Below are 25,063 nucleotides of genomic sequence, written 5' to 3'. Positions count from 1 at the left end.
TTAAGAGGGAGTAACTAAATGATCGAGTTTGAAAAACCAAATATAACAAAAATTGATGAAAATAAAGATTATGGCAAGTTTGTAATCGAACCACTTGAACGTGGCTACGGTACAACTCTTGGTAACTCTCTTCGTCGTGTACTACTAGCTTCTCTACCAGGAGCAGCAGTGACATCTATCAATATTGAAGGTGTCTTGCATGAGTTCGACACAGTTCCAGGTGTTCGTGAAGACGTGATGCAAATCATTCTGAACATTAAAGGGATTGCAGTGAAATCATACGTTGAAGACGAAAAAATCATTGAGCTTGACGTTGAAGGCCCTGCTGAAATTACAGCTGGAGACATTTTGACTGACAGTGATATTGAGATTGTAAATCCAGATCATTATCTCTTTACAATCGGTGAAGGTTCTTCTCTAAAAGCGACAATGACTGTTAACAGTGGTCGTGGATATGTACCTGCTGATGAAAACAAAAAAGATAATGCACCAGTTGGAACACTTGCTGTAGATTCTATTTATACACCAGTTACAAAAGTCAACTATCAAGTAGAGCCTGCTCGTGTAGGTAGCAACGATGGTTTTGACAAATTAACCCTTGAAATCTTGACTAATGGAACAATTATTCCAGAAGATGCTTTAGGGCTTTCAGCACGTATCTTGACAGAACATCTTGATTTGTTTACAAATCTTACTGAGATTGCTAAGTCAACTGAAGTGATGAAAGAAGCTGATACTGAATCTGACGATCGTATTTTGGATCGTACGATTGAGGAACTGGACTTGTCTGTGCGTTCATACAACTGTTTGAAACGTGCCGGTATCAACACTGTGCATGATTTGACAGAAAAATCTGAAGCAGAGATGATGAAAGTACGAAATCTTGGACGCAAGAGTTTGGAAGAAGTGAAACTCAAACTCATTGACTTGGGTCTTGGATTGAAAGATAAATAAAGGAGGAATACATGGCTTACCGTAAACTAGGACGCACTAGCTCACAACGTAAAGCAATGCTTCGCGATTTGACAACTGACCTTTTGATCAACGAATCAATCGTGACAACTGAAGCTCGTGCTAAAGAAATCCGCAAAACTGTTGAAAAAATGATTACTCTAGGTAAACGTGGTGATTTGCATGCACGTCGTCAAGCAGCTGCTTTCGTACGTAATGAAATCGCATCTGAAAACTATGATGAAGCAACTGATAAGTACACTTCTACTACAGCACTTCAAAAATTGTTCTCAGAAATTGCACCTCGTTATGCTGAACGTAACGGTGGATACACTCGTATCCTTAAAACTGAACCACGTCGTGGTGATGCTGCGCCAATGGCGATCATCGAATTAGTATAAAATCATCAATTTTGTTGAGTGTTATGATGATGGAGTCTTGTGCTCTTAGTCTAGCTCTGGTCTACCGCTGGGACTTCGGTCCTAGCGGGAACACTCATCATCATTTGATAGGGTAGACGCTTGTTTACGAAATTGTTTTTTGTTTAAGAACAACTTCGTAAGCAGGCGTTTTTTAGTATTTTCTATGGAAATATGCTATACTAGGGAAAAAGAAAATCAAAAACGTTCAGGTTTTCTAAAAATCGTAGAAATGGGGTATAAGGATGAAGGCTATTATTACAGTGGTTGGCAAGGACAAGGCTGGTATTGTTGCAGGTGTGTCTACTAAGATTGCAGAGTTGGGTTTGAATATTGATGATATTTCTCAAACAGTACTGGACGAATATTTTACCATGATGGCTGTCGTATCTAGTGACGAAAAACAAGATTTTACCTCTCTCAGAAATGAGTTTGAAACTTTCGGTCAGACCTTGAATGTCAAAATCAATATTCAAAGTGCAGCGATTTTTGATGCTATGTACAATATCTAGGAGGTCATCATGGATATTAGACAAGTTACTGAAACCATTGCCATGATTGAAGAACAGAATTTCGATATCAGAACCATCACCATGGGGATTTCCCTTTTGGACTGTATTGATCCAGATATCAATCGTGCTGCTGAAAAGATTTACCAAAAAATCACTACTAAAGCTGCAAATCTAGTGGCTGTGGGAGATGAAATTGCTGCGGAACTTGGGATTCCGATTGTCAATAAACGGGTATCAGTGACTCCGATTTCTTTAATTGGTGCTGCGACTGATGCGACAGACTATGTTGTTTTGGCAAAGGCACTTGACAAGGCTGCCAAGGAGATCGGTGTTGACTTCATTGGTGGCTTTTCGGCCTTGGTACAAAAAGGCTACCAAAAAGGAGATGAGATTCTCATCAATTCTATCCCCCGCGCTCTAGCTGAGACAGACAAGGTTTGTTCGTCTGTCAATATCGGCTCAACCAAGTCAGGCATCAACATGACTGCGGTTGCAGATATGGGACGCATCATCAAGGAAACAGCTGCGCTGTCAGATATGGGTGCGGCCAAGTTGGTCGTATTTGCTAATGCTGTTGAGGACAATCCTTTTATGGCAGGGGCTTTCCACGGTGTTGGCGAAGCAGATGTTATCATCAATGTCGGGGTTTCGGGTCCTGGTGTGGTCAAGCGTGCCTTGGAAAAAGTTCGTGGACAGAGCTTTGATGTAGTAGCGGAAACAGTCAAGAAAACGGCCTTTAAGATTACTCGTATCGGTCAATTAGTTGGTCAGATGGCTAGCGAGAGACTTGGTGTTGACTTTGGAATTGTCGACCTAAGTTTGGCACCTACTCCTGCGGTTGGTGATTCTGTGGCTCGGGTACTGGAGGAAATGGGTCTAGAAACAGTTGGAACACACGGGACGACTGCTGCACTGGCTCTCTTGAATGACCAAGTTAAAAAGGGTGGAGTGATGGCTTGTAACCAGGTCGGTGGCTTATCAGGGGCTTTTATTCCTGTATCTGAAGATGAGGGTATGATTGCTGCGGTGCAAAATGGCTCTCTGAATTTAGAAAAACTAGAAGCCATGACGGCTATCTGTTCTGTTGGGCTGGATATGATTGCCATTCCGGAAGATACACCTGCTGAGACCATTGCGGCTATGATTGCGGATGAGGCGGCAATCGGTGTTATTAACATGAAAACAACGGCCGTCCGTATCATTCCAAAGGGCAAAGAAGGCGATATGATTGAGTTTGGTGGCTTGCTAGGGACAGCTCCAGTTATGAAGGTTAACGGGGCTTCGTCTGTTGATTTCATCTCTCGTGGTGGGCAAATCCCAGCTCCAATCCATAGTTTTAAAAATTAATAAAAAAGAGAGAAGATTTAAGTTGGGTTTAAGGATGACTGTGTATACTATAATCATTAAATAAAGATCTCCTAACTTTATTTAATTAGAATCCTAAACTTTTTCATAATAATCTCCTAGGAAAGCTACCGTTAGGGTAGCTTTTCTTGTGGGAAAATTACGAGAGCGGACTTTACTGTTGAAAGCCGAATATTTCTTTGTTCCATGATATAATAGAAGAAAATGGAGGATAGAAAATGTCTAAAGTAAGATTGTACCTGATCCGTCATGGTAAAACGATGTTTAACACGATTGGACGTGCTCAAGGATGGAGTGATACGCCTCTAACCGCAGAAGGTGAGTTGGGAATCCATGAACTGGGAATTGGCTTGAGAGAGTCTGGTTTGCAGTTTGACCGAGCTTATTCTAGTGATTCAGGGCGAACTATTCAGACCATGGGAATTATTCTTGAAGAACTGGGCTTGCAAGGGAAAATCCCTTATCGAATGGACAAGCGCATCAGAGAGTGGTGTTTTGGTAGTTTTGATGGGGCCTATGATGGAGATCTCTTTATGGGCTTGATTCCGAGAATTTTCAATGTAGACCATGTTCATCAGTTGTCCTATGCAGAGCTAGCAGAAGGTCTAGTTGAGGTTGATACTGCAGGCTGGGCAGAAGGTTGGGAAAAACTCAGTGGTCGAATCAAGGAAGGTTTTGAAACGATTGCCAAAGAAATGGAAGAACAAGGTGGGGGCAATGCTCTCGTTGTGAGCCATGGAATGACGATTGGTACCATTGTATATCTGATCAATGGCATGCATCCGCATGGTCTCGATAATGGTAGCGTGACCATTCTTGAATATGAGAACGGCCAGTTTACGGTCCAAGTTGTCGGCGACCGTAGTTATCGGGAGCTGGGACGTGAGAAGATGGAAGAAATAAAAAATTGATAGAAGTTAGCTCCGATTAGGAGCTAATTTTTTTCCTGTTAAATAAGGTGGATTTGCGACTCAGTATTTCTTGTTATCCAAGTCTAAAAGAACATTTCTCGTCTTTCAAATTCCCTCAAAAATGGTATAATAGTAACATCACAAAATTGGAGAGAGACCATGAGTTTTTACAATCATAAAGAAATTGAGCCTAAGTGGCAGGGCTACTGGGCAGAACATCATACATTTAAGACAGGAACAGATGCCTCAAAACCGAAGTTTTATGCGCTTGACATGTTCCCTTACCCGTCTGGAGCAGGTCTGCACGTAGGACACCCAGAAGGTTATACAGCAACGGATATTCTCAGCCGTTACAAACGTGCGCAAGGCTACAATGTCCTTCACCCAATGGGCTGGGATGCTTTTGGTTTGCCAGCTGAGCAGTACGCTATGGATACGGGGAATGACCCGGCAGAGTTTACAGCGGAAAACATTGCCAACTTCAAACGTCAAATCAATGCGCTTGGATTCTCTTACGACTGGGATCGTGAAGTCAACACAACAGATCCAAACTACTACAAATGGACTCAGTGGATCTTCACTAAGCTTTACGAAAAAGGCTTGGCCTATGAAGCCGAAGTGCCAGTAAACTGGGTAGAAGAGTTGGGAACAGCCATCGCTAACGAAGAAGTCCTTCCTGACGGGACCTCTGAGCGTGGAGGTTATCCAGTTGTCCGCAAACCGATGCGCCAATGGATGCTTAAAATCACGGCTTATGCGGAGCGTCTGCTTAATGATTTGGACGAGCTTGACTGGCCGGAGTCTATCAAGGACATGCAACGCAACTGGATCGGGAAATCAACTGGTGCCAATGTAACCTTCAAAGTGAAAGGAACAGACAAGGAATTCACCGTCTTTACCACTCGTCCTGACACTCTTTTCGGTGCGACTTTCACTGTCTTAGCTCCTGAGCATGAACTGGTAGATGTCATCACAAGCCCAGAGCAAGCTGATGCAGTTGCGGACTATAAACACCAAGCTAGCCTCAAGTCAGACTTGGCTCGTACCGACCTTGCTAAAGAAAAAACTGGTGTTTGGACAGGTGCCTATGCCATCAACCCTGTCAATGGCAAAGAAATTCCAATCTGGATCGCGGACTATGTTCTTGCTAGTTATGGAACAGGTGCTGTCATGGCTGTGCCTGCCCATGACCAACGTGACTGGGAATTTGCTAAACAATTTGACCTTCCAATCGTAGAAGTGCTAGAAGGTGGAAACGTTGAAGAGGCTGCCTATACTGAAGATGGACTTCATGTCAATTCAGACTTCCTAGATGGATTGAATAAAGAAGACGCTATTGCTAAGATTGTGGCTTGGTTGGAAGAAAAAGGCTGCGGTCAAGAAAAAGTCACCTACCGTCTCCGCGACTGGCTCTTTAGCCGTCAACGTTACTGGGGTGAGCCAATTCCAATCATTCATTGGGAAGATGGGACTTCAACAGCTATTCCTGAAAGTGAATTGCCACTTGTCTTGCCAGTCACCAAGGACATCCGCCCTTCAGGTACAGGGGAGAGTCCATTGGCTAACTTGACAGACTGGCTTGAAGTGACTCGTGAGGATGGCGTCAAAGGTCGTCGTGAAACAAACACTATGCCACAATGGGCTGGTTCAAGCTGGTACTACCTCCGTTATATTGACCCACACAATACTGAGAAATTGGCTGATGAGGACATCCTCAAACAATGGTTGCCTGTAGATATTTATGTTGGTGGTGCAGAGCATGCCGTTCTTCACTTGCTTTACGCTCGTTTCTGGCATAAATTCCTCTATGACCTCGGTGTTGTTCCGACTAAGGAACCATTCCAAAAACTCTTTAACCAAGGGATGATTTTGGGAACAAGCTACCGTGACCACCGTGGAGCTCTTGTAGCGACTGATAAGGTTGAAAAACGTGACGGTTCTTTCTTCCATGTGGAAACAGGAGAAGAGTTGGAGCAAGCACCAGCCAAGATGTCTAAATCGCTCAAGAACGTTGTCAACCCAGACGATGTGGTGGAACAATATGGTGCTGATACCCTTCGTGTTTATGAAATGTTCATGGGGCCACTCGATGCTTCCATCGCTTGGTCAGAAGAAGGTCTGGAAGGAAGCCGTAAATTCCTTGACCGTGTTTACCGTTTGATTACAAGTAAAGAAATTGCTGCGGAAAATAATGGTGCTCTTGACAAGGTTTATAACGAAACCGTTAAATCTGTCACTGAGCAAATCGAATCCATGAAATTCAACACAGCCATTGCCCAACTTATGGTCTTTGTCAACGCTGCTAATAAGGAAGACAAACTCTATGTGGATTACGCCAAAGGCTCTATCCAATTGATCGCCCCATTTGCCCCTCACTTGGCAGAAGAACTCTGGCAAACTGTTGCAGCAACAGGTGAGTCCATCTCTTATGTAGCTTGGCCAACTTGGGACGAAAGTAAATTGGTTGAAGACGAAATCGAAATCGTCGTTCAAATCAAAGGAAAAGTCCGTGCCAAACTCATGGTCGCTAAAGACCTGTCACGCGAAGAATTGCAAGAAATTGTTCTGGCTGACGAAAAAGTCAAAGCGGAGATTGACGGTAAGGAAATCGTGAAAGTGATTGCGGTACCTAACAAGTTGGTAAATATCGTTGTGAAATAAGATAGGAATCCTTCAGAGTAGAATCTGGAGGATTTTTAAATTGGATTATGCTATAATAGTCCCAACTAAGATAAAAACACAGTTCTGGTTGGTAGTCCAGACGTAGGCAAGCCTATCAGTAACCTTCCTCCTTGGTTGTCCATTCTTAGGGATAGATTTAAGGAGGTGCTGTCGTGGAAATCGTTTCAATTGGCTTGACAGTTTATTTTGAAGATGGATTTTGGCATGGATTGTTTGAATAAGAGTATGAGGGAACTTATCAAGTTTGTCGAGTGACATTTGGTCAGGAACCAAAAGAGGATGAAATTTTGAAACTTTTACAGACTCAGTTTGTTCGGTTATCTTTTAGTCCAGAGGCAACAGTCAAACATCATGTGAAGATTAAGAATCCGAAGCGTTTGCAGCGAGCTGTAAAGAAACAGGTGAAGCAGAAAGTTTCTTCTAAGTCACAAGAGCTTTTGCAGTTGCAGCACGAAGAACGAAAAAAGCATTCAAAACAACAGTCCAGTCTCCAAAAGCAATTGCTCAAACAAGAGAAATTTGAACGCAAACAGCAAAAACGTAGAGAGAAACACAAGGGGCACTAGTGATTCTCTTTCATAAAATAGAACAGCTCTTCTTGGATAACAAGAGCTGTTTTTGCTTGTATTGAAGATTTCTTTCCTAATAGATAGACTTATCGTTAATGGCAGTTTCAAATTCAGGACCATACTTGCTTGCTTCAAATTCAATCCTGCCCCATTCAGCATTTTCATTTCACTAGAAGGGAGTGTGTGCCATGATTTCTGATTCATTTTTTATTGTTTGGTTTAGCGAGAACAATACTATTGACTCTTGGATTTTTCTACCGGATGTTATAAAACTCTTCTTTTATAGCGCATGTTTAAAAATATAATGTGTGGTTGTAAGTGTTTTTCAACATCCTCTAGTGATTCGATAGGAGAAAAACGGTTGCAGCCTGCTCTACTTTAATTTAACCCCCATTATTTTACCACTTGGCCTTTCATTTTAACTGCTTATCTCAAAAGTCGATTTTTCTTTCATTCTTTTTGTTAAACTAGTGTGGTTAAGAGGAGGAAAAAATATGATTTTACAAGCGAAACATTTGACTAAACGGTACGGCAATCATATGGCTGTCGATGATATTCAGTTAGAGTTTGAAAAAGGAAGTTTCAATGCTATTTTGGGACCCAATGGTGCAGGGAAATCAACCACTATTTCCATGTTAATCGGTTTGAAAAAGCCGACACAAGGTCAGATTCGATATGCGCCAAATACGAAAATCGGAGTGGTTTTTCAAGCTAGTGTACTGGATGAGATGTTGACGGTTAGGGAAAATCTCACGATTCGTGCTCAACAGTATAAGGAGATTGCGGCAAGTCGTGTGGATGATTTGATTCATCAACTGGGTTTGACTGCATTCCAGAAACAACTATATGGGACTTTGTCAGGTGGGCAAAAACGTCGGGTTGATATTGCACGTGCTCTTCTTTCGCGACCAGATATTCTTTTCTTGGATGAACCAACCACAGGTCTTGATATTCAGACGCGCAAATCCATCTGGGATCTACTGTATCGACTACAAAAGGATGAAGGGATGACTATTATCTTAACGACTCATTATCTGGATGAAGCAGATGAAGCGGATCAGATCTATATCGTTGATCATGGGAAAGTGATTGCGCAAGGTTCTGCGACTGCTATTAAAAGTCAGTATGCATCTAATATCCTAAAAATTCGTTTTAAGGAAATGAAGGATTTAGAAAAGCTGCTACAGGCTGGAATGACAGTAGAGGAAGAAAATGAGTTGGAATATCTTTTTTATCCAAGGACGTCACAGGAAGCCATTGAATATTTGGCAAAAGTTCGAGAAGAAATTGATTCTTTTGAGTTTCGTCCGGGCACTATGGATGATGCCTTTATTGCACTTACAGGAAGAGAGGTTCGCTAATGCTAGCTTTATTGAAACGGAATTTTATTTTATATTTTCGTAATCGTTCGGGAGTATTTTTCTCATTATTGGGGGCATTGATTTCCTTCCTCCTTTATATCATTTTTTTGCAGAAGAACTTGACGGATGCTTGGTCTCAACTCCCTGATAATACGAACCTTTTAAATAACTGGCTGATGGGTGGGACCTTGGCTGTGACTGGGATTACAACCAGTTTTACGGCTCTTACACAAATGGTACAGGATCGTGAAAATCAAGTAGATCAAGATCTTTTCTTGACAGATTTAGGTAGCTGGGGCTTACAGGCGTCCTATCTAATCAGCAGTATTATCATTTCTTTTGTCATGCAGGTGTTTATGTTTGCTGTTATGAGCCTTTATTTTAAAGAAAGTCCAGTTATCAGCCATTTACCGGAAATCGCTTTGATTATGTTATTAAGCAGTCTGATTTCAAGTTTGGTAAATGTTCTCTTGATTTACCGTTTTCAATCTGTAGATAGCCTTGGCAAACTGGCAACGATAGTGGGAACTGCCTCTGGATTTTTAGTAGGAACTTATATCCCCATTGGAGTATTACCTGATTCTGCACAGCTTTTCATGAAATGTACCCCTGCAACTTATATTGCTTCTCTCTATCGACAAGTCTTGATGAAAGAGCGGTTAGAGACCGCATTTTCAGGAAATAACAGTCTGTTACAGGAATTTCAAGAAAAAATGGGAATCCAAATCAACTGGCAAGAACTATTGACAAAGGAAGAAACATACTTTATAGTGGTTATTATCAGTCTCGTCGCTATTCTTCTTTGGATGTTATTTGTTAAAGTGTTTAGCAAGAGAAAATAAAGATGTATTGGAGAGAAAATGAAGATTCGTTTTGAAATGAAGACAGAGTTTTCAGAAAAAGACCCACACATTTTAATTCAGGCAGCTCAGTTAACCGACCAAGCAAGAGAGGTCATGGAGTATTTAGAACAATTTTCAACGACTAATCAGGTGGTCATTCCTATTCGAACGGATGATCATCTGGTTATGGTGAAAATTGAGGATCTTATTCTAGCAGATATTGATAAGAGTTTGTTGACCATTTATACGGTAGATGGGATTTATAAAACTAAGGAAACATTGACAAACTTTCAGAATCGGGTTAACCGACGTAACTTTATACAGATATCACGTCATTCAATTATAAACATTGACCATCTAGAGTCATTATCGGATAGCTTTTCAGGGAACATGATGGCTAAGATGACTCGGGGTATCAAATCGAGTGTGAGTCGGAAATACGTTAAGTCCTTAATGGATTATCTAGGTTTATAGGAGAAAATCATGAAGCGATTGATTGCTTATTTTGTATCGGGAATGCGTACGGCCTCCTTTGTTTATTTGAGTTTGGTGTTATTGGCTCAGTTTTATTCAGGTATTACCTATCCCACACCAACGACAAAAAATATTCTAGCTTTGTTTTTGATGAGCGGAATTATGGGGGTATTGACCTTAATCCTTGAAAGGCTAGAGTTTCTTGCTTATAGTATGCGTGTAGGAGTTCATTTGTTAGCGACAGCTACTATCTTAGTATTAACCTACCTATTTTTTGGCTGGGGTTCAGCATTGTTGAGTCCCTTGCTTTGGTTCTTTTTCTTATTAATTTATGGACTGATATGGTTGTACCAGATCTGGCAAACTCACAAGCTCACCCAACGAATTAATCAGGCCTTAGAAGATAAAAGAAAGAAAACGAATCACTAATGTAGTGTTGAGGATGAGGTTTGAGGAGAGTGCTAGTTTCCATATAGAGCAAATTATGATATAGTATTTTCAGCGTAAAGCAAGGAGAAAAACGATGCCAATAAACGAATATGGTCAGATGATTGGTGAGTCAATGGAAGGTTTTACATCAGGTGAATTGCCTTCCATTGATTTCTTAGAAGGGCGTTATGCTCGGATAGAGGCTCTTTCGGTAGAAAAGCATGCGGAGGATTTGCTAGCTGTCTATGGTCCAGATACGCCTCGGGAGATGTGGACCTACCTCTTTCGGGAGCCGATGGCAGATATGGCGGAACTGGTCACCGTCTTAAATCAGATGTTGGCTCGTAAGGATCGTTTTTACTATGCGATTATAGACAAGGCAACTGGTAAGGCCTTGGGAACTTTTTCTCTCATGCGCATTGACCAGAATAACCGAGTAATAGAAGTGGGTGCCGTCACCTTTTCACCAGCACTTAGGGGGACGAGGATAGGAACAGAAGCCCAGTATCTCTTGGCTCGCTATGTTTTTGAGGAACTCAACTATCGTCGCTATGAGTGGAAATGCGACGCTCTAAATTTGCCATCAAGACGAGCTGCGGAACGTTTGGGCTTTGTCTATGAAGGAACCTTCCGCCAGGCTGTCGTTTATAAGGGGCGAACTAGAGATACGGATTGGTTGTCTATGATTGATAAGGACTGGCCTCAAGTCAAAGCTCGTTTGGAAGCATGGCTGGCTCCTAAAAATTTTGACAAGAATGGACGACAGTACAAGAGTTTGAGAGAAATCTAAGAGGTGATGACATGATTACCGTTAGAAAGCAAGAATTAGTAAATATAAATGATGTTTTGCATCTCTATCAGGCAGTCGGTTGGACAAACTACACACATCAACCCCAGATGCTGGAGAAGTCCTTGTCTCACTCATTAGCGATTTATCTGGCACTTGATGGTGATGCCGTGGTGGGCTTGGTCCGTTTGGTCGGAGATGGTTTTTCATCGATTTTTGTCCAGGATTTGATCGTTTTGCCTATTTATCAGCGCCAAGGAATTGGCAGTGCCTTGATGAAAAAGGCTTTAGCTGATTTCAAAGACGCCTATCAAGTCCAACTAGTGACCGAACAGACAGAAAAAAATTTGGTATTCTACCGTTCTCTGGGATTTGAAACCTTATCTACTTATGATTGCACAGGAATGATTTGGGGCGATCGAAAAAGATAAAATAATTATTTTTATTAAGTAAAGTTTAAGTCTCCTCGTGTATTATATAGTCATTAAATAAAGACCTCCTAATACTCTTCGAAAATCTCATCAACCTTCGTTAGAGTTGACTTAGCTAACTATAGTTATGCTTGCGTCTATCTGCCTAGTCTGATTTCGATTTTCATTGAGTACCCTTTATTTAATGAAATCCTAAACTTTTCTTTTTCATCATAATCTCCTAAAGAAGTCACCCAATCAGGTGGCTTTTTTGTGACTTGAGAAAGGAAATTTCATTTGGAAAAAATTTTTCTAAAAAAATGATAAATCAGAAAAAAGTTAAGGGAATTTTAAGTCTCCTCGTGTATCATATAGTAATTAGATAAAGACCTCCTAACTTTATTTAATGAAATCCTAATCCTTTCTTTTTCATAATAATCTCCCTAAAGAGGCCACCCAATCAGGTGGCTTTTTTGTTTGAAAAAACTCCTTAGAAAAAACTAAGGAGAAAGAATCATGTTTTCTTTTTAAGTTGTTGATTTCGATACTGTCTAGGTGTTAAGTGATAGTGCTGCTTAAATTGACGGTTGAAGTTTGAAAGGTTGGTGAAACCGACCTGGCTTGCAATTTCTTGAATACTGAGGTTGGTTTGGACGAGTTTCTCACAGGATTTCTCAAGACGTAACTGGAGCAGGTAGTCCATACAACTGGCTCCAGTATGTTGCTTGAAAATACTCATAAAGTGATTTTTACTATATCCAAATGTTGCAGCTAGTTGCTCAATATGAATGGGTTCTGAGTAATGCTGTTCAAGGTAGCAAATCACTTCTTTTAGTTTTTGGTATTTTTGGTAGGTATCATCTGTATAGTGTCGATTGACGTATCTATACTTAAAGAGAAGATGAAGCAATTCGTATAGTTTAGATTTTATGAGTAGATCGTAGTATATGCCTTTTTCTTCAAGGATAGAAAAGAGGGAAAGAAGGCAGGATTGAATTTGATCATAGGCCTTATCGCCTGGTGATATTTGAGGAGTAAGGCAAAAGTGACCAGAGTGGAGGGGTTGGATATAGCGTTGGCTAAAACTGTCAATTTGACTTCTACCTAGGAAATCTAAATGGATACGAAAAACTGTTGAAATTTGTTCTTGATTTTCAATAGGGTAGATAGCGTGAGGAGACGTTGGCTGAATTAGGAAAATATCACCTTCATGACTTTCAAAGCGCTCAGAGTTGATATAGAAGGTAGCAGTTCCTTTTTTGACATAGATTATCTCGAATTCAGGATGCCAATGATAAATTGTATTAGAAGATTGCTTGGATAGGATTTGTTTTTCAAAATCATATGGGAAGTCAGATGGGTTATCTCGTAAGAAACGTGAACGGTCTGCCATGGTAAATCCTCCCAATATACTATTACTACGTTTATTATACCAAAAAAACTTCCTTATCTAGGAAGTTTTCGGGCTTTAAGCTTTCTTTTTCATATAAAAAATAGTAAGCATAAGTCCAATGAAGGCCAAAGCAATAGCAACATAAAAAGCTACACTATAATTTCCATTATTAGCCATTGCTATTTGAACAGCGACTTTGGGAGCGAAAAATGCTGCTAAAGAATATCCAGTGAAGACTATACCGTAGTTGACCCCTTGATTTGCAGGACCGTAATTTTCCATGACGATAGATGGGAAGACCCCCATAACACCACCAAAGCAGATACCAAGTCCTATAATTCCTAAGGTAAACCCGAATTGACCAGGGACGATAGTTAGGGAAAATAAAGCTAGGACAATGACAGAGTAGATAATTAATAAGGTCTTTGAACGGCCAATTTTATCAGAAAGTGATCCCCAGATAAAACGACCACTAGAGTTTGCGATTGAATAAAGAGAGACATAGAGAGCTGCAGTGCCTGCAGAGAGTCCAAACATTGATTGACCGATTGGTGATGCTTGAGAGGCAATCATCAAACCAGAAAAGGCGCCGACAAAGAACATGCTAATGATAATGTAAAACAGAGGACTTTGTAGCATTTGTTTCCAGTTTTTATTAGTAGCTCCTTGCTTGGTTGGGATAGGAGCTTTCCAGCCTGCTGGTTGGTAGCCGCTTGGAGCCGCCTTGATAAAGAAAATTGCACAGATGATAACAACAATATAGACTAGCCCAATGGTACGAAAAGCAAAGAAGGCATCTTGTTGTTGAATGAGATTGCTTGCGACTGGAGAAGCGATGACTGCGGCAAAACCCATTCCGCCTGTCAGAATTCCAGAGGCTAAGCCACGTTTATCAGGGAAGAGGCGAAGTGAATTGGAGAGGGCAGCCGAATAGGCAAAACCTTGACCAAGTCCAGCCATTAATCCATAGGTCAAATAAAGCATGGCTGGTGAATTGGCATAGCCGGTTAAGTAAAATCCGCTAGCAAATAGGAGAGCGCCGAGGGCGATGGTCCATTTTACATAACCTTTGTCAACTAAATAACCTCCTAGAATCATGGGGATAGGGCCGATTGCAGAGTTGATAGCAAATGCTAACATAATATCAGACATGGACCAGCCTGTTGAACTGCTAAGTGGTCCGGCAAAAACAGAAAAGGAATAGACGGCACCTGTGCAAAGAAGAATGGCTGTAGACGCGACTAAAATCCTCCAACGATTGAATGTCTCTTTCATAAAAACATCCTCCTTAAATGTATATTTTTTCACCAAGACTATATCATAGTTAAGGAAGCCGGTCAATAGTTTATGAAGATGTTTTGTTAATTTTTTCACGAACTTGTACTAAAGTACGATAATCTGATAGAATAACACGGTCTTTATTATCAAGGATTTACAAGATTTTCTAAAGTAGTATAATGAAAGTAGATTAAATAAATGAAAGGGGTACCAAGATGAAACTAGTTGCTATCGTTGGAACCAATTCAGATCGCTCAACCAATCGGAAACTCTTGAAATTTATGCAAAAGCACTTTTCGGATAAAGCCGACATTGAGGTATTGGAAATCAAACAATTGCCAGCATTTAACGAACCTGAGGACAAGCAAGCGCCAGCTGAAGTTCAAGCTTTTTCAGAAAAAATTCTTGCCGCAGATGGTGTGATTATTTCAACACCTGAGTACGACCACACGATACCAGCACCTTTGGCCTCTGCTTTAGAGTGGATTGCTTATACCAGTCGTGCCTTGGTTAACAAACCAACGATGATTGTAGGTGCTTCTCTCGGTTTGCTAGGAACATCTAGAGCGCAGGCACATTTACGTCAGATTTTAGATGCGCCGGAGCTTAAAGCGAGAGTTATGCCTGGTACAGAGTTCTTTCTAGGTCATTCTGAGCAAGTCCTAGATGATGAGTGTCATTTGAACAATCCAGAAAAGGTTGCAGAACTAGAAGAACATTTTTCAGAGTTTCAAAACTTTGTTGAATTAACAAAAGCTTTAGTAAAACCTGAAGATACAAATCGAAAAAAATCATTCATCTGGGAAGAATGGTTGAAAGCCTAGGGAATTAATGAAAGGAGAAGAGTCAATGAAATTAGTAGCTATTGTTGGGACTAATGCAAAAAAATCCTATAATCGCAACCTGTTGCAATTTATGAAAAGACATTTTGCTCAGAAAGCGGATATTGAGATTTTAGAAATAACAGATGTACCGATGTTTAATGAAATGGATGATCAAACAGATACACCTATTATTCAGAAGTTTAATCAGGTTATTTCAGAAGCTGATGGTGTCATTATCTCGACACCCGAGCACAATCATACGATTCCATCAAGTTTGAATAGCTTGCTCGAGTGGTTGTCTTTTAACATTCATCCACTAGACGGAAAGCCGACAATGATTGTCGGAGCTTCTTACGATATTCAAGGTTCTTCACGTGCCCAACTTCATCTTCGTCAGATTCTGGATGCTCCTGGGGTAAATGCAACAGTTATGCCCGGTAGTGAGTTTTTACTTGGTCGAGCGCATCGAGCGTTTGATGACAATGGAGATTTGATTGATGAGCGAACCGTTGATTTCCTAGATAGTTGTTTTTATCGCTTCCTTCGCTTTGTATCTATTGTAAACCAACTAAACCTTCCTGAAGAAGTTCGCTTTGAACCGGGGACTTACCATGTTACAACTGAAGGCCATAATGGTAAATTACCGATGGATGTAACGGTTTCTGAGGACCGTATTGAAAAAATCGAAATCGATTCTTCTGGAGAATCTTCAGGAATTGCAGATGTCGTATTTACCCGTATCCCAGCGGAAATCATTGAGGGACAGACCTTAAACGTTGATGCGGTGTCAGGAGCTTCTGTGACTTCAAATGGTGTCTTGGACGGAGTTGCTCGCGCAGTCAAACAAGCTGGTGCAAATCCAGATGTTTTACGGAAACGTTCAAAAGCACCATCTGCTCTAGATAAAGAAGATAAAACCTATCAGGCAGACGTTGTCGTCGTCGGAGGTGGAGGAGCTGGATTAGCTGCAGCGGCTGCAGTCTTACAAGCTGGTAAGAAGCCAATTGTTGTTGAGAAATTTCCTGCAATTGGAGGAAATACTGTTCGTGCAGGTGGTCCAATGAATGCACCAGATCCAGCATGGCAAGGGACTTTCGCAGCTCATCCAGGTGAGGCTCATACGCTTCAAGAATTGATTGCGACAGATGAATCAACGATTGATCCAGAATATCTAGAGGACTTTAGAGCCTTGAAAGTTGAGGTTGAGCAGTATTTGCAGGACCCGAGCTATTTGTTTGACTCTACCTTACTTTACCGTATCCAAACCTATATCGGTGGGAAACGAAAAGATTTACAAGGAAATGAAATTCATGGCCAATATGATTTAGTATCTGTTTTAACCGAACGGGCCCTAGAGTCTGTTCGCTGGTTGGAAGACATCGGCGTTGAATTTGTTCGTAGCGAAGTGACAATGCCAGTTGGAGCCCTTTGGCGTCGTGGTCATAAGCCGGTTCAACCAATGGGGTATGCCTTTATATCCGTCCTACAAAAATATGTTCTAGAAAATGGTGGCAAGATCTTGACTGACTCTCCAGTTAAAGAATTGCTTGTAAAAGACGGGGCTGTCAAGGGTGTCAGAGCAGAAGGTCGAAACGGTCAAACCATCATTGTCAATGCAGATGCTGTTGTTCTAGCTTCTGGAGGATTTGGTGCCAATACAAAGATGCTACAAAAATACAATACCTACTGGACTGAAATTGCAGATGATATTGCTACATCTAATACACCAGCTGTAACAGGAGATGGTATTCTTTTAGGGCAAAGTGTAGGTGCAGATTTGGTGGGTATGGGCTTTAGTCAAATGATGCCAGTATCCGATCCAGTGACAGGAGCCCTCTTCTCAGGACTTCAAGTTCCTCCAGCTAACTTCATCATGGTAAATACTCAAGGGAAGCGCTTTGTAGATGAGTACGGTAGCCGAGACAAGCTATCTCAAGCGGCGATTGATAATGGAGGCTTGTTCTATCTAATTGCAGATGACCGCATCAAGGCAACAGCCTACAACACTAGCCAAGAAAAAATCGATGCCCAAGTCAAAGCAGGCACTCTCTATCGTGCAGATACGATAGAAGAGTTGGCGGTTCAGATTGGTATGAATTCAGAGGTGTTAGCAGATACAATCAAGAAGTACAATTCTTATGTTGATGCAGGCTTTGACCCTGAATTTAATAAAGGTAGTTTTGATCTCAAGTGTGAGGTTGCGCCATTTTACGCAACACCGAGAAAACCAGCCGTTCACCATACAATGGGTGGGCTCAAGATTGATACTTCAACACACGTTTTGAATGAAAACGGTCAGATTATCCCTGGTTTGTATGCTGCCGGAGAAGTCGCAGGTGGACTCCATGCAGGTAACCGTCTAGGAGGAAATTCGCTTACGGATATCTTTACTTTTGGACGTATTGCAGGTCAAACAGCTGTTAAAGAAAATTGTTAGTGATTGATTTAAAAATTAAGGGAATTTTAAGTCTCCTCGTGTATCATATAGCCATTAGATAAAGACCTCCTAACTTTATTTAATGAAATCCTAATCCTTTCTTTTTCATAATAATCTCCCTAAAGAGGCCACCCAATCAGGTGGCTTTTTTGTTTGTGGCTTGGATTTTTGATATAATAGAGCCATGAGTAGAATTTTAGATAATGAAATCATGGGGGATGAGGAGTTGGTAGAACGTACCCTCCGTCCCGAGTATTTACGTGAATATATCGGTCAGGATAAGGTCAAGGATCAGCTGCAAATCTTTATCGAAGCTGCCAAAATGCGGGATGAAGCGCTGGATCATGTACTCTTATTTGGGCCTCCAGGTTTGGGGAAAACGACCATGGCCTTTGTCATTGCTAATGAATTGGGAGTCAATCTCAAGCAAACGTCTGGTCCTGTCATTGAAAAAGCGGGTGATCTGGTAGCGATTTTGAATGATTTGGAGCCTGGGGACGTCCTCTTTATTGACGAGATTCATCGCTTGCCCATGTCGGTGGAAGAGGTGCTCTATAGTGCCATGGAGGACTTCTACATTGACATTATGATTGGGGCTGGTGAGGGCAGTCGCAGCGTCCATTTAGACTTGCCACCTTTTACCTTGATTGGTGCAACGACACGTGCGGGGATGCTCTCAAATCCGCTACGAGCACGTTTTGGTATTACAGGTCATATGGAATACTATGCCCACGCTGACTTGACGGAAATTGTTGAGCGGACGGCAGATATTTTTGAAATGGAAATCACCCATGAGGCAGCTTCGGAGTTGGCTTTACGTAGTCGTGGAACCCCTCGTATTGCCAACCGTCTCCTCAAGCGCGTGCGCGACTTTGCACAGATTATGGGTGATGGCTTGATTGATGATGTGATTACGGATAAGGCCTTGACCATGCTAGATGTTGACCATGAAGGTTTGGACTATGTGGACCAAAAGATTCTTCGTACCATGATTGAGATGTATGGTGGAGGTCCTGTCGGTCTCGGAACTCTCTCCGTTAATATTGCCGAGGAGCGCGAAACAGTCGAAGATATGTACGAACCCTACCTGATCCAGAAAGGCTTTATCATGCGAACTCGTTCTGGACGGGTGGCAACTGCTAAGGCATATGAGCATTTAGGCTATGATTACAGTGAAAAATGAGCAAGATATTCTAGAGGTTTTTAGAAAAAATCCAGATATGATGACCATTCTGACCATCATTCGTGACCTTGGTCTGAAAGACTCGTGGTTGGCAGCGGGTTCGGTTAGAAATTTCATCTGGAATCTCTTGTCAGACAAATCCCCTTTTGACCGTGAAACGGATGTGGATGTGATTTTCTTTGATCCAGATGTTTCTTATGGGGAAACAGTATCCCTAGAGAACAAGCTGAGAGAAGATTTCCCTCAGTATCAGTGGGAGTTGAAAAATCAGGTCTATATGCATCTGCACAGTCCCCACACAGCTCCTTATACCAGTTCTTGTGATGCTATGAGTAAATATCCTGAGCGTTGTACGGCAGTAGGCCTTCGCTTGCATGCTGATGCAACTTTAGAGCTCTTCGCGCCCTATGGACTCGAGGATATTTTAAAGTTTCAAGTTCACCCGACTCCTCACTTCTTAGAAAATGAAGACCGAATGAAACTCTATCAAACACGATTGCCCAAGAAAAATTGGCAAGAAAAATGGAAAAATCTCACTTTCTCGAATCTTTGAAAAGAAGTTAGTGACTTGATTACATAAGAATTCTATATGTGAGTTTGTAATCATCACAAGATGAGCAGAGAAATCTAAAGATGCAAAAAATTTATACTCAACAGGAACAACTCATTCAATCTATCATAGCTAACAAAGATACCGAATTTGTGAGATTGAGTGAGAAAAACGTCTATTAAGGCTATCCTTATTGTTCTTGGAAGATAAGACTCCTGGAAAATTATCCCAAGTAACTAACTTGAGTTTGAAAATTGGCATGTAAACGCTTTTGAAAAGTCGTAAATTATGATACAATGTTTAGAGAAATTACTGAGACGAGGATTTAGAAAACAATGAAAGTACATTTCACAAATTTATTTGGGCAAGCATCAACGAGTGTTGCCTTGATGGCGCAGAACAATGTCATGAAAATTGTTCGAGACTTTGGAGTTAACGAACTGGGGATATATTTTTATGATGCAAGCCATGAACCGTGGGAAGAACTGAACTCGCGGATGGATGGAATTGTCGCGGGGGTATCTTATGGAGATGTCGTTTTTTTCCAATCTCCTTCATGGAATAGTGTTGAATGGGACAATCACTTGATAGAAAAGTTAAAGCTTTCTCATGTAAAAATGGTGATGTTTATCCATGATGTTCAGCCACTAATGTTTGAGAGCAATTATTATCTTATGAAGGCCCACATTGACATGTATAATAAATGTGATGTGGTGGTAGTACCATCCGAACAAATGTACCAGAAACTCGTTTCAGAAGGATTAACCGTCAAGAACTACGTTGTTCAAACACTCTGGGATCTTCCCCATGGTTTGGAACTCTATACTCCAAAGTTTGAGAAAAAATTAATCTTCTCAGGAGACCCATCTCGTTTTCCACATATTGTTGACTGGAAACAAAGTACACCCCTGCACGTTTACGCTACGAGAGCAGAGGGAGTAGATTATTCCAAAGTCCATCTTGAAGGTTGGCGAACTCAGCAGGAATTATTGTTGGAGTTGTCTAAAGGAGGAGGTTTTGGCCTAGTATGGGGAAATTCCGAAAATCCTGCGGAAGAGCGTGACTACTACAAAGAAAATGTTTCTTATAAGTTGACAACTTATCTGGCCGCGGGTATTCCTGTGGTTGTGCCAGACTATCTTTCTAATGTAGACTATATCCGTGAGAAAGGTTTGGGCTTTGTCGTGTCCAGCTTGGAAGAAGCTAGCCGCGTGGTTCAGGAATGTACGGAAGAAGAGTATGATCAAATGGTCACAAGAGCAAAATATACAGCTTACTTAATTAAAAATGGTTATTTCACAAAGAAATTGTTTATTGATTCCATGATGCTCTTAGATTAGTCAAAAGTCAGTCATCGGTTTACCACATTCAGATTTGGAAAGGCAAAATTTCAAGTTGAAGTTAGCCACTTGGGATAATTAGTTTTTTGTCAACTGTGTAGTGGGATGATGAAAAACCACATCTTGGAGGGAACCAATTTGGTTCTCTCCTTTTTGCTAGACGCTTGAAGCTGATTTCCTGTACTTATAAATTTAGACGTAAGAAAATACCCCCAAAACTATCTAGCTTTTTTGGGGGGAGCTCATATATGGAGGGGGAGAGGATTACAAAATCATCACCAAGGTTCCAATCGTAATCAGTATACATCCAATGATTGTTTTAAACGTCAGGACATCTTGTAGAAAGAAAAAGGCTAAAACGAGTGTAATGACGAGACTAAACTTATCGACAGCAGATACCTCAGTCGCATTGCCCATCTGCAAGGCCTTGTAGTAGCAGAGCCAGGAGGCGCCTGTTGCCAAACCAGACAGGATGAGAAAGAGCCAACTTTTTCTACTGATGTTGACAATCTCAGTCTGACTATTGGTCAAGAAAACCATAGCCCAAGCCATAAGAATGACGACGACCGTACGAATGGCTGTTGCTAGATTGGACGGAACTCCTTCAATCCCAATCTTGGCTAAAATAGAAGTTAAAGCTGCAAAGACAGCAGATAAAAGTGCGAAGAAAAACCACATGGTAACTACCTCCTCTCTCTATTATAAGTAATCGAATCCTACTTGTCAGTTCTCAAGTGAAATCTTGCTCTGATGGCATTTTAAAAAGCTATACCAATTTTTATGCTTGACAAGTGAGAAAAACAAGTATATACTGTCTTTGCTGGTTCTGTAAAAGGAAAATCAGACTATACCAATTTAAGGAGAAAGCACAGCTGGTCTGTGTCGTATATACTATGTGTGGAATTGTCGGTGTTGTTGGAAACACAAATGCAACTGATATTTTGATTCAAGGGCTTGAAAAGCTTGAATACCGTGGCTATGATTCTGCGGGAATTTTTGTCCTAGGTGGTGCTGAAAATCATCTAGTCAAGGCTGTTGGCCGTATCGCTGAATTGTCTGCTAAGACAGCTGGTGTTGAGGGAACAACTGGTATCGGTCATACGCGTTGGGCGACTCATGGTAAACCAACCGAGGACAATGCTCACCCACACCGCTCTGAGACTGGACGTTTTGTTTTGGTGCACAATGGGGTGATTGAAAACTACCTTGAGATCAAGGAAGAATACCTTGCAGGTCACCACTTCAAGGGGCAGACAGATACTGAAATCGCCGTTCACTTGATTGGAAAATTTGCAGAAGAAGATGGTCTTTCAGTTCTTGAAGCCTTCAAAAAAGCTCTTCACATCATCCGTGGTTCTTATGCCTTTGCCTTGATTGACTCTGAAAATCCAGATGTTATCTATGTCGCTAAGAACAAGTCACCACTTTTGATTGGTCTCGGAGATGGTTACAACATGGTCTGCTCGGATGCTATGGCTATGATCCGTGAGACCAACCAATACATGGAAATCCATGACCAAGAGTTGGTGATTGTGACGGCAGATAGCGTAGAAGTTCAAGACTATGATGGCAATCGTCGTGAGCGTGCTAGCTACACTGCTGAGCTTGATTTGTCAGATATCGGTAAGGGAACTTACCCTTACTATATGCTCAAGGAAATTGACGAGCAACCAACGGTCATGCGTAAACTCATCCAAGCCTATACAGATGAGACTGGTCAAGTAGTGGTAGATCCAGCTATCATCAAGGCTATTCAAGAGGCAGATCGCATTTACATCCTTGCAGCTGGGACATCTTACCACGCAGGATTTGCTTCTAAGAAAATGCTGGAAGAATTGACGGATACACCTGTTGAACTTGGAATTTCATCTGAGTGGGGCTACGGTATGCCACTTCTCAGCCAGAAACCACTCTTCATCTTTATCAGCCAGTCTGGTGAAACAGCGGATAGCCGCCAGGTTTTGGTTAAGGCTAACGAAATGGGAATCCCTAGCTTAACTGTAACAAACGTGCCAGGATCAACTCTTTCACGTGAAGCCAACCATACCATGCTCCTTCACGCGGGTCCTGAAATCGCAGTGGCTTCAACTAAAGCTTATACAGCGCAAATCGCAGCCCTTGCATTTCTTGCAAAAGCAGTCGGAGAAGCAAATGGCAATGCTAAAGCACAAGCCTTTGATCTGATTCGTGAGTTGTCTATCGTGGCTCAGTCTATTGAATCAACTCTTTCTGAGAAAGAAACCATTGATGCCAAGGTTCGAGAGCTTCTTGAAACAACTCGTAACGCCTTTTATATCGGACGTGGTCAAGACTATTATGTAGCCATGGAAGCTAGTCTCAAACTCAAAGAGATTTCTTACATCCAATGTGAAGGTTTTGCGGCGGGAGAACTCAAGCATGGAACCATTGCCTTGATTGAAGAAGGAACACCTGTTTTGGCCCTCTTGTCAGATCCAGTCCTTGCTAACCATACTCGTGGAAATATCCAAGAGGTCGCAGCCCGTGGTGCCAAGGTTCTCACTATCGCAGAAGAAAATGTTGCTAAAGAGACAGACGATATCGTTCTTACGACTGTCCACCCTTACCTCTCACCAATCTCAATGGTCGTACCAACGCAATTGGTCGCTTACTTTGCAACACTCCACCGTGGCCTTGATGTGGACAAACCACGTAACCTTGCTAAGTCAGTAACAGTAGAATAAGCTAAGAAAGTCTAGTTCATCTAGACTTTTTTGCTCTCTTGGTATCCTTGAGTAAGGAGCTATTGTATTAATGACTAAGTTATTTATCCTGAAAAGAAGTTAAATAGAGGGTCATTACGTTTCAGTAGAAACGAAAAAACCTTGATTTAAGGCGATTCTTGAATTTTCAAATTTCAATGTATTGCAATAAAAATCAACCGAATGACTACATTTTTTGTGAAATAAATTAGATATTCGGATATATAGAAAACGCTCTAGTCATATTGTCTAGAGCATTTTTGTGTTGTTTAAGAAAAATAGATAATGGTTTTAGATAACTACACATCTTAGATTTTTAAAAACAAGATTTAATCGATGATAACTAGAAAGAATTATTATGTCTACAAAAAATAAATTTCAATACTGTATTTACAATCATGAGAGACTAGAACTTCATGAGTTACAAAAGGAATATCAAAAGGATAAAGCTGGGACAAAATTTAAGTATGAAAATCAATTGTTTTGTCCTGGTTGTTACAAAGTGGATTTAGTCATAAATGAGAAAAAAGGGAAAATCTATTCCAAAACAATTACATAGTTTGCTAGAGGGAAAAATAATTTGCTAGAAAACCAGAAATTATGTAAAATAAAAATATATGAATAACAAGGAGCTAAATTTAAATGGCAAATAATATTTATTTATTTTTAATCGATTATACAAAGTCACTATTGTTACATCCAATCATAAATGGTTTACAGTTAGGATTTTACATTTTTTTATGGCAAATAATAGGCACTCCTATCATTTCTTTTGTCAATGATTTAACAGAACCATTAAAAGTGAAATTAGACATGAAAGTCAACTACTTTGTCTTGATTTTTGGTTGTTTAACAGGTTTATTTTCTTCAGTGTATTTCTTATCTGGATTAGAAGGCGAAAACAATGTGTATAGCCGTGCTTTTAGATTGATTGGTATTTTTGGAAGTGTCTTTCTATTCCTTATCCCTGTAACTCTCATCTTGGGGGCGGGGATTATCATTCCTATTTATTCGATTATAATGTGGATTGTTAATGGCATTATTAGTCTCCTACCTATTCTAGCTGGACTTGCAATCATCATGCCTATTGTATTCATTGGTGGGTTATTCTCAATAGTGAGCATCGTAGTCGGAAGATTATGAGAAGTTAAGGATTATAAAAAGAAAGTAAAAAACTATGGATTATGATATTTTTGAAGATTATAGAAAGAACCCTCCTAAAAAAGATAAATATGAGGGACTGCCTCCTGAAGAACGTGTTGAACTTATAAAACAAGAGTATTTTAGGAAAGAAGCCAAGAAGAATAGAGAGGAAGAGGAACGTAAGCAAGCTCTTATCAAAGCAAAAAAAGATAAGAAATACAAGGAATACAGTTCTAAGGTAGAACTATTATTTAAGTGGATGATTGGATTTGCTTTGTTTGCAGTTATATCTGCTGGATATTGGTTTAATAAAGACTATTTCTTTTTAACATTGCAAGGAGGAATTTCTATTTCAGGACCGACTAAAGAACTTGGTAAGGCAATTGTTGAATTTATTCTTTCTGTAATGTTAAGTTTCCTTGCCCCTGCTTTGCTGACTTTTTTCATAATTGATATGCCAAAAAATTAAAAGGAGGAATAATC

At 40.8% G+C, this 25,063-nt stretch carries 23 protein-coding genes and 1 pseudogene; 21 read left to right on the top strand and 3 right to left on the bottom strand.

The annotated features are described in order from the left end of the window. The first annotated feature begins 18 nt into the window (after nucleotides 1–18). The 13 genes and pseudogenes from SORDD05_RS06975 (at nucleotide 19) to SORDD05_RS06915 (ending at nucleotide 11,733) form a co-directional block, all read left to right on the top strand. On the top strand, nucleotides 19–954 hold the full coding sequence (locus SORDD05_RS06975) for a DNA-directed RNA polymerase subunit alpha (protein ID WP_000568993.1): 936 nt from the start codon (nucleotides 19–21) through the stop codon (nucleotides 952–954). A gap of 11 nt (nucleotides 955–965) precedes the next feature. Next, the gene (gene rplQ, locus SORDD05_RS06970; protein WP_000331493.1) at nucleotides 966–1,352 is read left to right on the top strand and encodes a 50S ribosomal protein L17; all 387 of its coding nucleotides are present in this window, start codon (nucleotides 966–968) and stop codon (nucleotides 1,350–1,352) included. A gap of 263 nt (nucleotides 1,353–1,615) precedes the next feature. Continuing rightward, on the top strand, nucleotides 1,616–1,882 hold the full coding sequence (locus SORDD05_RS06965; RefSeq protein WP_000644108.1) for an ACT domain-containing protein: 267 nt from the start codon (nucleotides 1,616–1,618) through the stop codon (nucleotides 1,880–1,882). 9 nt (nucleotides 1,883–1,891) lie between these two features. Next, on the top strand, nucleotides 1,892–3,229 hold the full coding sequence (locus SORDD05_RS06960) for a PFL family protein (protein WP_061418356.1): 1,338 nt from the start codon (nucleotides 1,892–1,894) through the stop codon (nucleotides 3,227–3,229). Between the two features lie 236 nt (nucleotides 3,230–3,465). Further along, a complete protein-coding gene (locus SORDD05_RS06955; RefSeq protein ID WP_061418353.1) occupies nucleotides 3,466–4,158 on the top strand; it encodes a histidine phosphatase family protein in 693 nt (230 codons plus the stop codon). A gap of 159 nt (nucleotides 4,159–4,317) precedes the next feature. Beyond that, on the top strand, nucleotides 4,318–6,819 hold the full coding sequence (leuS, locus tag SORDD05_RS06950) for a leucine--tRNA ligase (protein WP_061418351.1): 2,502 nt from the start codon (nucleotides 4,318–4,320) through the stop codon (nucleotides 6,817–6,819). Nucleotides 6,820–6,992: 173 nt separating this feature from the next. Further along, a pseudogene (locus SORDD05_RS06945) lies at nucleotides 6,993–7,406 on the top strand (YjdF family protein). Nucleotides 7,407–7,903: 497 nt separating this feature from the next. Beyond that, nucleotides 7,904–8,770: an ABC transporter ATP-binding protein gene (locus tag SORDD05_RS06940; protein ID WP_061418348.1), complete on the top strand. Its 867-nt coding sequence runs from the start codon at nucleotides 7,904–7,906 to the stop codon at nucleotides 8,768–8,770. Continuing rightward, a complete protein-coding gene (locus SORDD05_RS06935) occupies nucleotides 8,770–9,612 on the top strand; it encodes an ABC transporter permease (RefSeq protein ID WP_061418345.1) in 843 nt (280 codons plus the stop codon). Before SORDD05_RS06940 ends, SORDD05_RS06935 begins: the two co-directional genes overlap by 1 nt. 18 nt (nucleotides 9,613–9,630) lie before the next feature. Next, complete coding sequence (locus SORDD05_RS06930) at nucleotides 9,631–10,086, top strand: LytTR family DNA-binding domain-containing protein (RefSeq protein WP_057488807.1); 456 nt, start codon at nucleotides 9,631–9,633, stop codon at nucleotides 10,084–10,086. Nucleotides 10,087–10,095: 9 nt separating this feature from the next. After that, nucleotides 10,096–10,515, top strand: coding sequence for a DUF3021 domain-containing protein (locus tag SORDD05_RS06925; protein WP_000825488.1), 420 nt, complete (start codon nucleotides 10,096–10,098; stop codon nucleotides 10,513–10,515). A 94-nt stretch (nucleotides 10,516–10,609) separates the two neighbouring features. Continuing rightward, nucleotides 10,610–11,305 carry a GNAT family N-acetyltransferase gene (locus SORDD05_RS06920; RefSeq protein ID WP_061418343.1) on the top strand — a complete coding sequence of 232 codons (696 nt, stop codon included), beginning with the start codon at nucleotides 10,610–10,612 and terminating at the stop codon, nucleotides 11,303–11,305. An 11-nt stretch (nucleotides 11,306–11,316) separates the two neighbouring features. Next, nucleotides 11,317–11,733, top strand: a complete 417-nt coding sequence (locus SORDD05_RS06915; RefSeq protein WP_061418341.1) for a GNAT family N-acetyltransferase — start codon at nucleotides 11,317–11,319, stop codon at nucleotides 11,731–11,733. A gap of 493 nt (nucleotides 11,734–12,226) precedes the next feature. Here SORDD05_RS06915 and SORDD05_RS06910 read toward each other — a convergent pair whose 3' ends face one another. Together SORDD05_RS06910 and SORDD05_RS06905 are read right to left on the bottom strand one after the other, a co-directional pair. Further along, nucleotides 12,227–13,105: an AraC family transcriptional regulator gene (locus SORDD05_RS06910; protein ID WP_061418339.1), complete on the bottom strand. Its 879-nt coding sequence runs from the start codon at nucleotides 13,103–13,105 to the stop codon at nucleotides 12,227–12,229. Nucleotides 13,106–13,180: 75 nt separating this feature from the next. Then, entirely contained in the window at nucleotides 13,181–14,380 is a 1,200-nt protein-coding gene (locus SORDD05_RS06905; protein ID WP_061418336.1) for an L-lactate MFS transporter, read from the bottom strand. Between the two features lie 218 nt (nucleotides 14,381–14,598). On the opposite strand from SORDD05_RS06905, the gene SORDD05_RS06900 reads away from it, so the two are divergent. The 5 genes from SORDD05_RS06900 to SORDD05_RS06880 all read left to right on the top strand — a co-directional run bounded on the left by SORDD05_RS06900 (nucleotide 14,599) and on the right by SORDD05_RS06880 (nucleotide 20,717). Beyond that, a complete protein-coding gene (locus SORDD05_RS06900) occupies nucleotides 14,599–15,207 on the top strand; it encodes an NADPH-dependent FMN reductase (RefSeq protein WP_000779601.1) in 609 nt (202 codons plus the stop codon). 25 nt (nucleotides 15,208–15,232) lie between these two features. Then, nucleotides 15,233–17,644 (top strand): flavocytochrome c, encoded by a 2,412-nt coding sequence (locus tag SORDD05_RS06895; RefSeq protein WP_061418332.1) that lies wholly within the window; start codon nucleotides 15,233–15,235, stop codon nucleotides 17,642–17,644. 184 nt (nucleotides 17,645–17,828) lie between these two features. Next, entirely contained in the window at nucleotides 17,829–18,827 is a 999-nt protein-coding gene (gene ruvB / locus SORDD05_RS06890; RefSeq protein ID WP_081102470.1) for a Holliday junction branch migration DNA helicase RuvB, read from the top strand. Then, the gene (locus SORDD05_RS06885) at nucleotides 18,808–19,380 is read left to right on the top strand and encodes a nucleotidyltransferase family protein (RefSeq protein WP_061418329.1); all 573 of its coding nucleotides are present in this window, start codon (nucleotides 18,808–18,810) and stop codon (nucleotides 19,378–19,380) included. The genes ruvB and SORDD05_RS06885 overlap by 20 nt, the downstream gene beginning before the upstream one ends. 332 nt (nucleotides 19,381–19,712) lie before the next feature. Next, nucleotides 19,713–20,717: a sugar transferase gene (locus tag SORDD05_RS06880; protein WP_061418326.1), complete on the top strand. Its 1,005-nt coding sequence runs from the start codon at nucleotides 19,713–19,715 to the stop codon at nucleotides 20,715–20,717. 264 nt (nucleotides 20,718–20,981) lie between these two features. Here SORDD05_RS06880 and SORDD05_RS06875 read toward each other — a convergent pair whose 3' ends face one another. Then, a complete protein-coding gene (locus SORDD05_RS06875) occupies nucleotides 20,982–21,395 on the bottom strand; it encodes an EamA family transporter (RefSeq protein WP_000264215.1) in 414 nt (137 codons plus the stop codon). 215 nt (nucleotides 21,396–21,610) lie between these two features. Between SORDD05_RS06875 and glmS the strand changes: the two genes are divergently transcribed. The 3 genes from glmS (at nucleotide 21,611) to SORDD05_RS06855 (ending at nucleotide 25,049) form a co-directional block, all read left to right on the top strand. Next, nucleotides 21,611–23,419, top strand: a complete 1,809-nt coding sequence (gene glmS, locus SORDD05_RS06870) for a glutamine--fructose-6-phosphate transaminase (isomerizing) (protein ID WP_061418323.1) — start codon at nucleotides 21,611–21,613, stop codon at nucleotides 23,417–23,419. A 660-nt stretch (nucleotides 23,420–24,079) separates the two neighbouring features. Beyond that, complete coding sequence (locus tag SORDD05_RS06860; RefSeq protein ID WP_061418320.1) at nucleotides 24,080–24,580, top strand: hypothetical protein; 501 nt, start codon at nucleotides 24,080–24,082, stop codon at nucleotides 24,578–24,580. A gap of 34 nt (nucleotides 24,581–24,614) precedes the next feature. Continuing rightward, a complete protein-coding gene (locus SORDD05_RS06855; RefSeq protein ID WP_061418317.1) occupies nucleotides 24,615–25,049 on the top strand; it encodes a hypothetical protein in 435 nt (144 codons plus the stop codon). The last annotated feature ends 14 nt before the right edge of the window (nucleotides 25,050–25,063 follow it).

It is taken from the genome of Streptococcus oralis, from assembly GCF_001578705.1.
Lineage (GTDB): Bacteria > Bacillota > Bacilli > Lactobacillales > Streptococcaceae > Streptococcus > Streptococcus oralis_J.
Note: the sequence above shows the minus strand (reverse complement) of the source record. Positions and strands in the feature narration are given on the sequence as shown.

Excerpts from the sequence above, each read along its gene's own strand:
- SORDD05_RS06975 (WP_000568993.1), top strand. The coding sequence starts at position 19 with ATGATCGAGTTTGAAAAACCAAATATAACAAAAATTGATGAAAATAAA.
- rplQ (WP_000331493.1), top strand. The coding sequence starts at position 966 with ATGGCTTACCGTAAACTAGGACGCACTAGCTCACAACGTAAAGCAATG.
- SORDD05_RS06965 (WP_000644108.1), top strand. The coding sequence starts at position 1,616 with ATGAAGGCTATTATTACAGTGGTTGGCAAGGACAAGGCTGGTATTGTT.
- SORDD05_RS06960 (WP_061418356.1), top strand. The coding sequence starts at position 1,892 with ATGGATATTAGACAAGTTACTGAAACCATTGCCATGATTGAAGAACAG.
- SORDD05_RS06955 (WP_061418353.1), top strand. The coding sequence starts at position 3,466 with ATGTCTAAAGTAAGATTGTACCTGATCCGTCATGGTAAAACGATGTTT.
- leuS (WP_061418351.1), top strand. The coding sequence starts at position 4,318 with ATGAGTTTTTACAATCATAAAGAAATTGAGCCTAAGTGGCAGGGCTAC.
- SORDD05_RS06940 (WP_061418348.1), top strand. The coding sequence starts at position 7,904 with ATGATTTTACAAGCGAAACATTTGACTAAACGGTACGGCAATCATATG.
- SORDD05_RS06935 (WP_061418345.1), top strand. The coding sequence starts at position 8,770 with ATGCTAGCTTTATTGAAACGGAATTTTATTTTATATTTTCGTAATCGT.
- SORDD05_RS06930 (WP_057488807.1), top strand. The coding sequence starts at position 9,631 with ATGAAGATTCGTTTTGAAATGAAGACAGAGTTTTCAGAAAAAGACCCA.
- SORDD05_RS06925 (WP_000825488.1), top strand. The coding sequence starts at position 10,096 with ATGAAGCGATTGATTGCTTATTTTGTATCGGGAATGCGTACGGCCTCC.
- SORDD05_RS06920 (WP_061418343.1), top strand. The coding sequence starts at position 10,610 with ATGCCAATAAACGAATATGGTCAGATGATTGGTGAGTCAATGGAAGGT.
- SORDD05_RS06915 (WP_061418341.1), top strand. The coding sequence starts at position 11,317 with ATGATTACCGTTAGAAAGCAAGAATTAGTAAATATAAATGATGTTTTG.
- SORDD05_RS06910 (WP_061418339.1), bottom strand. The coding sequence starts at position 13,105 with ATGGCAGACCGTTCACGTTTCTTACGAGATAACCCATCTGACTTCCCA.
- SORDD05_RS06905 (WP_061418336.1), bottom strand. The coding sequence starts at position 14,380 with ATGAAAGAGACATTCAATCGTTGGAGGATTTTAGTCGCGTCTACAGCC.
- SORDD05_RS06900 (WP_000779601.1), top strand. The coding sequence starts at position 14,599 with ATGAAACTAGTTGCTATCGTTGGAACCAATTCAGATCGCTCAACCAAT.
- SORDD05_RS06895 (WP_061418332.1), top strand. The coding sequence starts at position 15,233 with ATGAAATTAGTAGCTATTGTTGGGACTAATGCAAAAAAATCCTATAAT.
- ruvB (WP_081102470.1), top strand. The coding sequence starts at position 17,829 with ATGAGTAGAATTTTAGATAATGAAATCATGGGGGATGAGGAGTTGGTA.
- SORDD05_RS06885 (WP_061418329.1), top strand. The coding sequence starts at position 18,808 with ATGATTACAGTGAAAAATGAGCAAGATATTCTAGAGGTTTTTAGAAAA.
- SORDD05_RS06880 (WP_061418326.1), top strand. The coding sequence starts at position 19,713 with ATGAAAGTACATTTCACAAATTTATTTGGGCAAGCATCAACGAGTGTT.
- SORDD05_RS06875 (WP_000264215.1), bottom strand. The coding sequence starts at position 21,395 with ATGTGGTTTTTCTTCGCACTTTTATCTGCTGTCTTTGCAGCTTTAACT.
- glmS (WP_061418323.1), top strand. The coding sequence starts at position 21,611 with ATGTGTGGAATTGTCGGTGTTGTTGGAAACACAAATGCAACTGATATT.
- SORDD05_RS06860 (WP_061418320.1), top strand. The coding sequence starts at position 24,080 with ATGGCAAATAATATTTATTTATTTTTAATCGATTATACAAAGTCACTA.
- SORDD05_RS06855 (WP_061418317.1), top strand. The coding sequence starts at position 24,615 with ATGGATTATGATATTTTTGAAGATTATAGAAAGAACCCTCCTAAAAAA.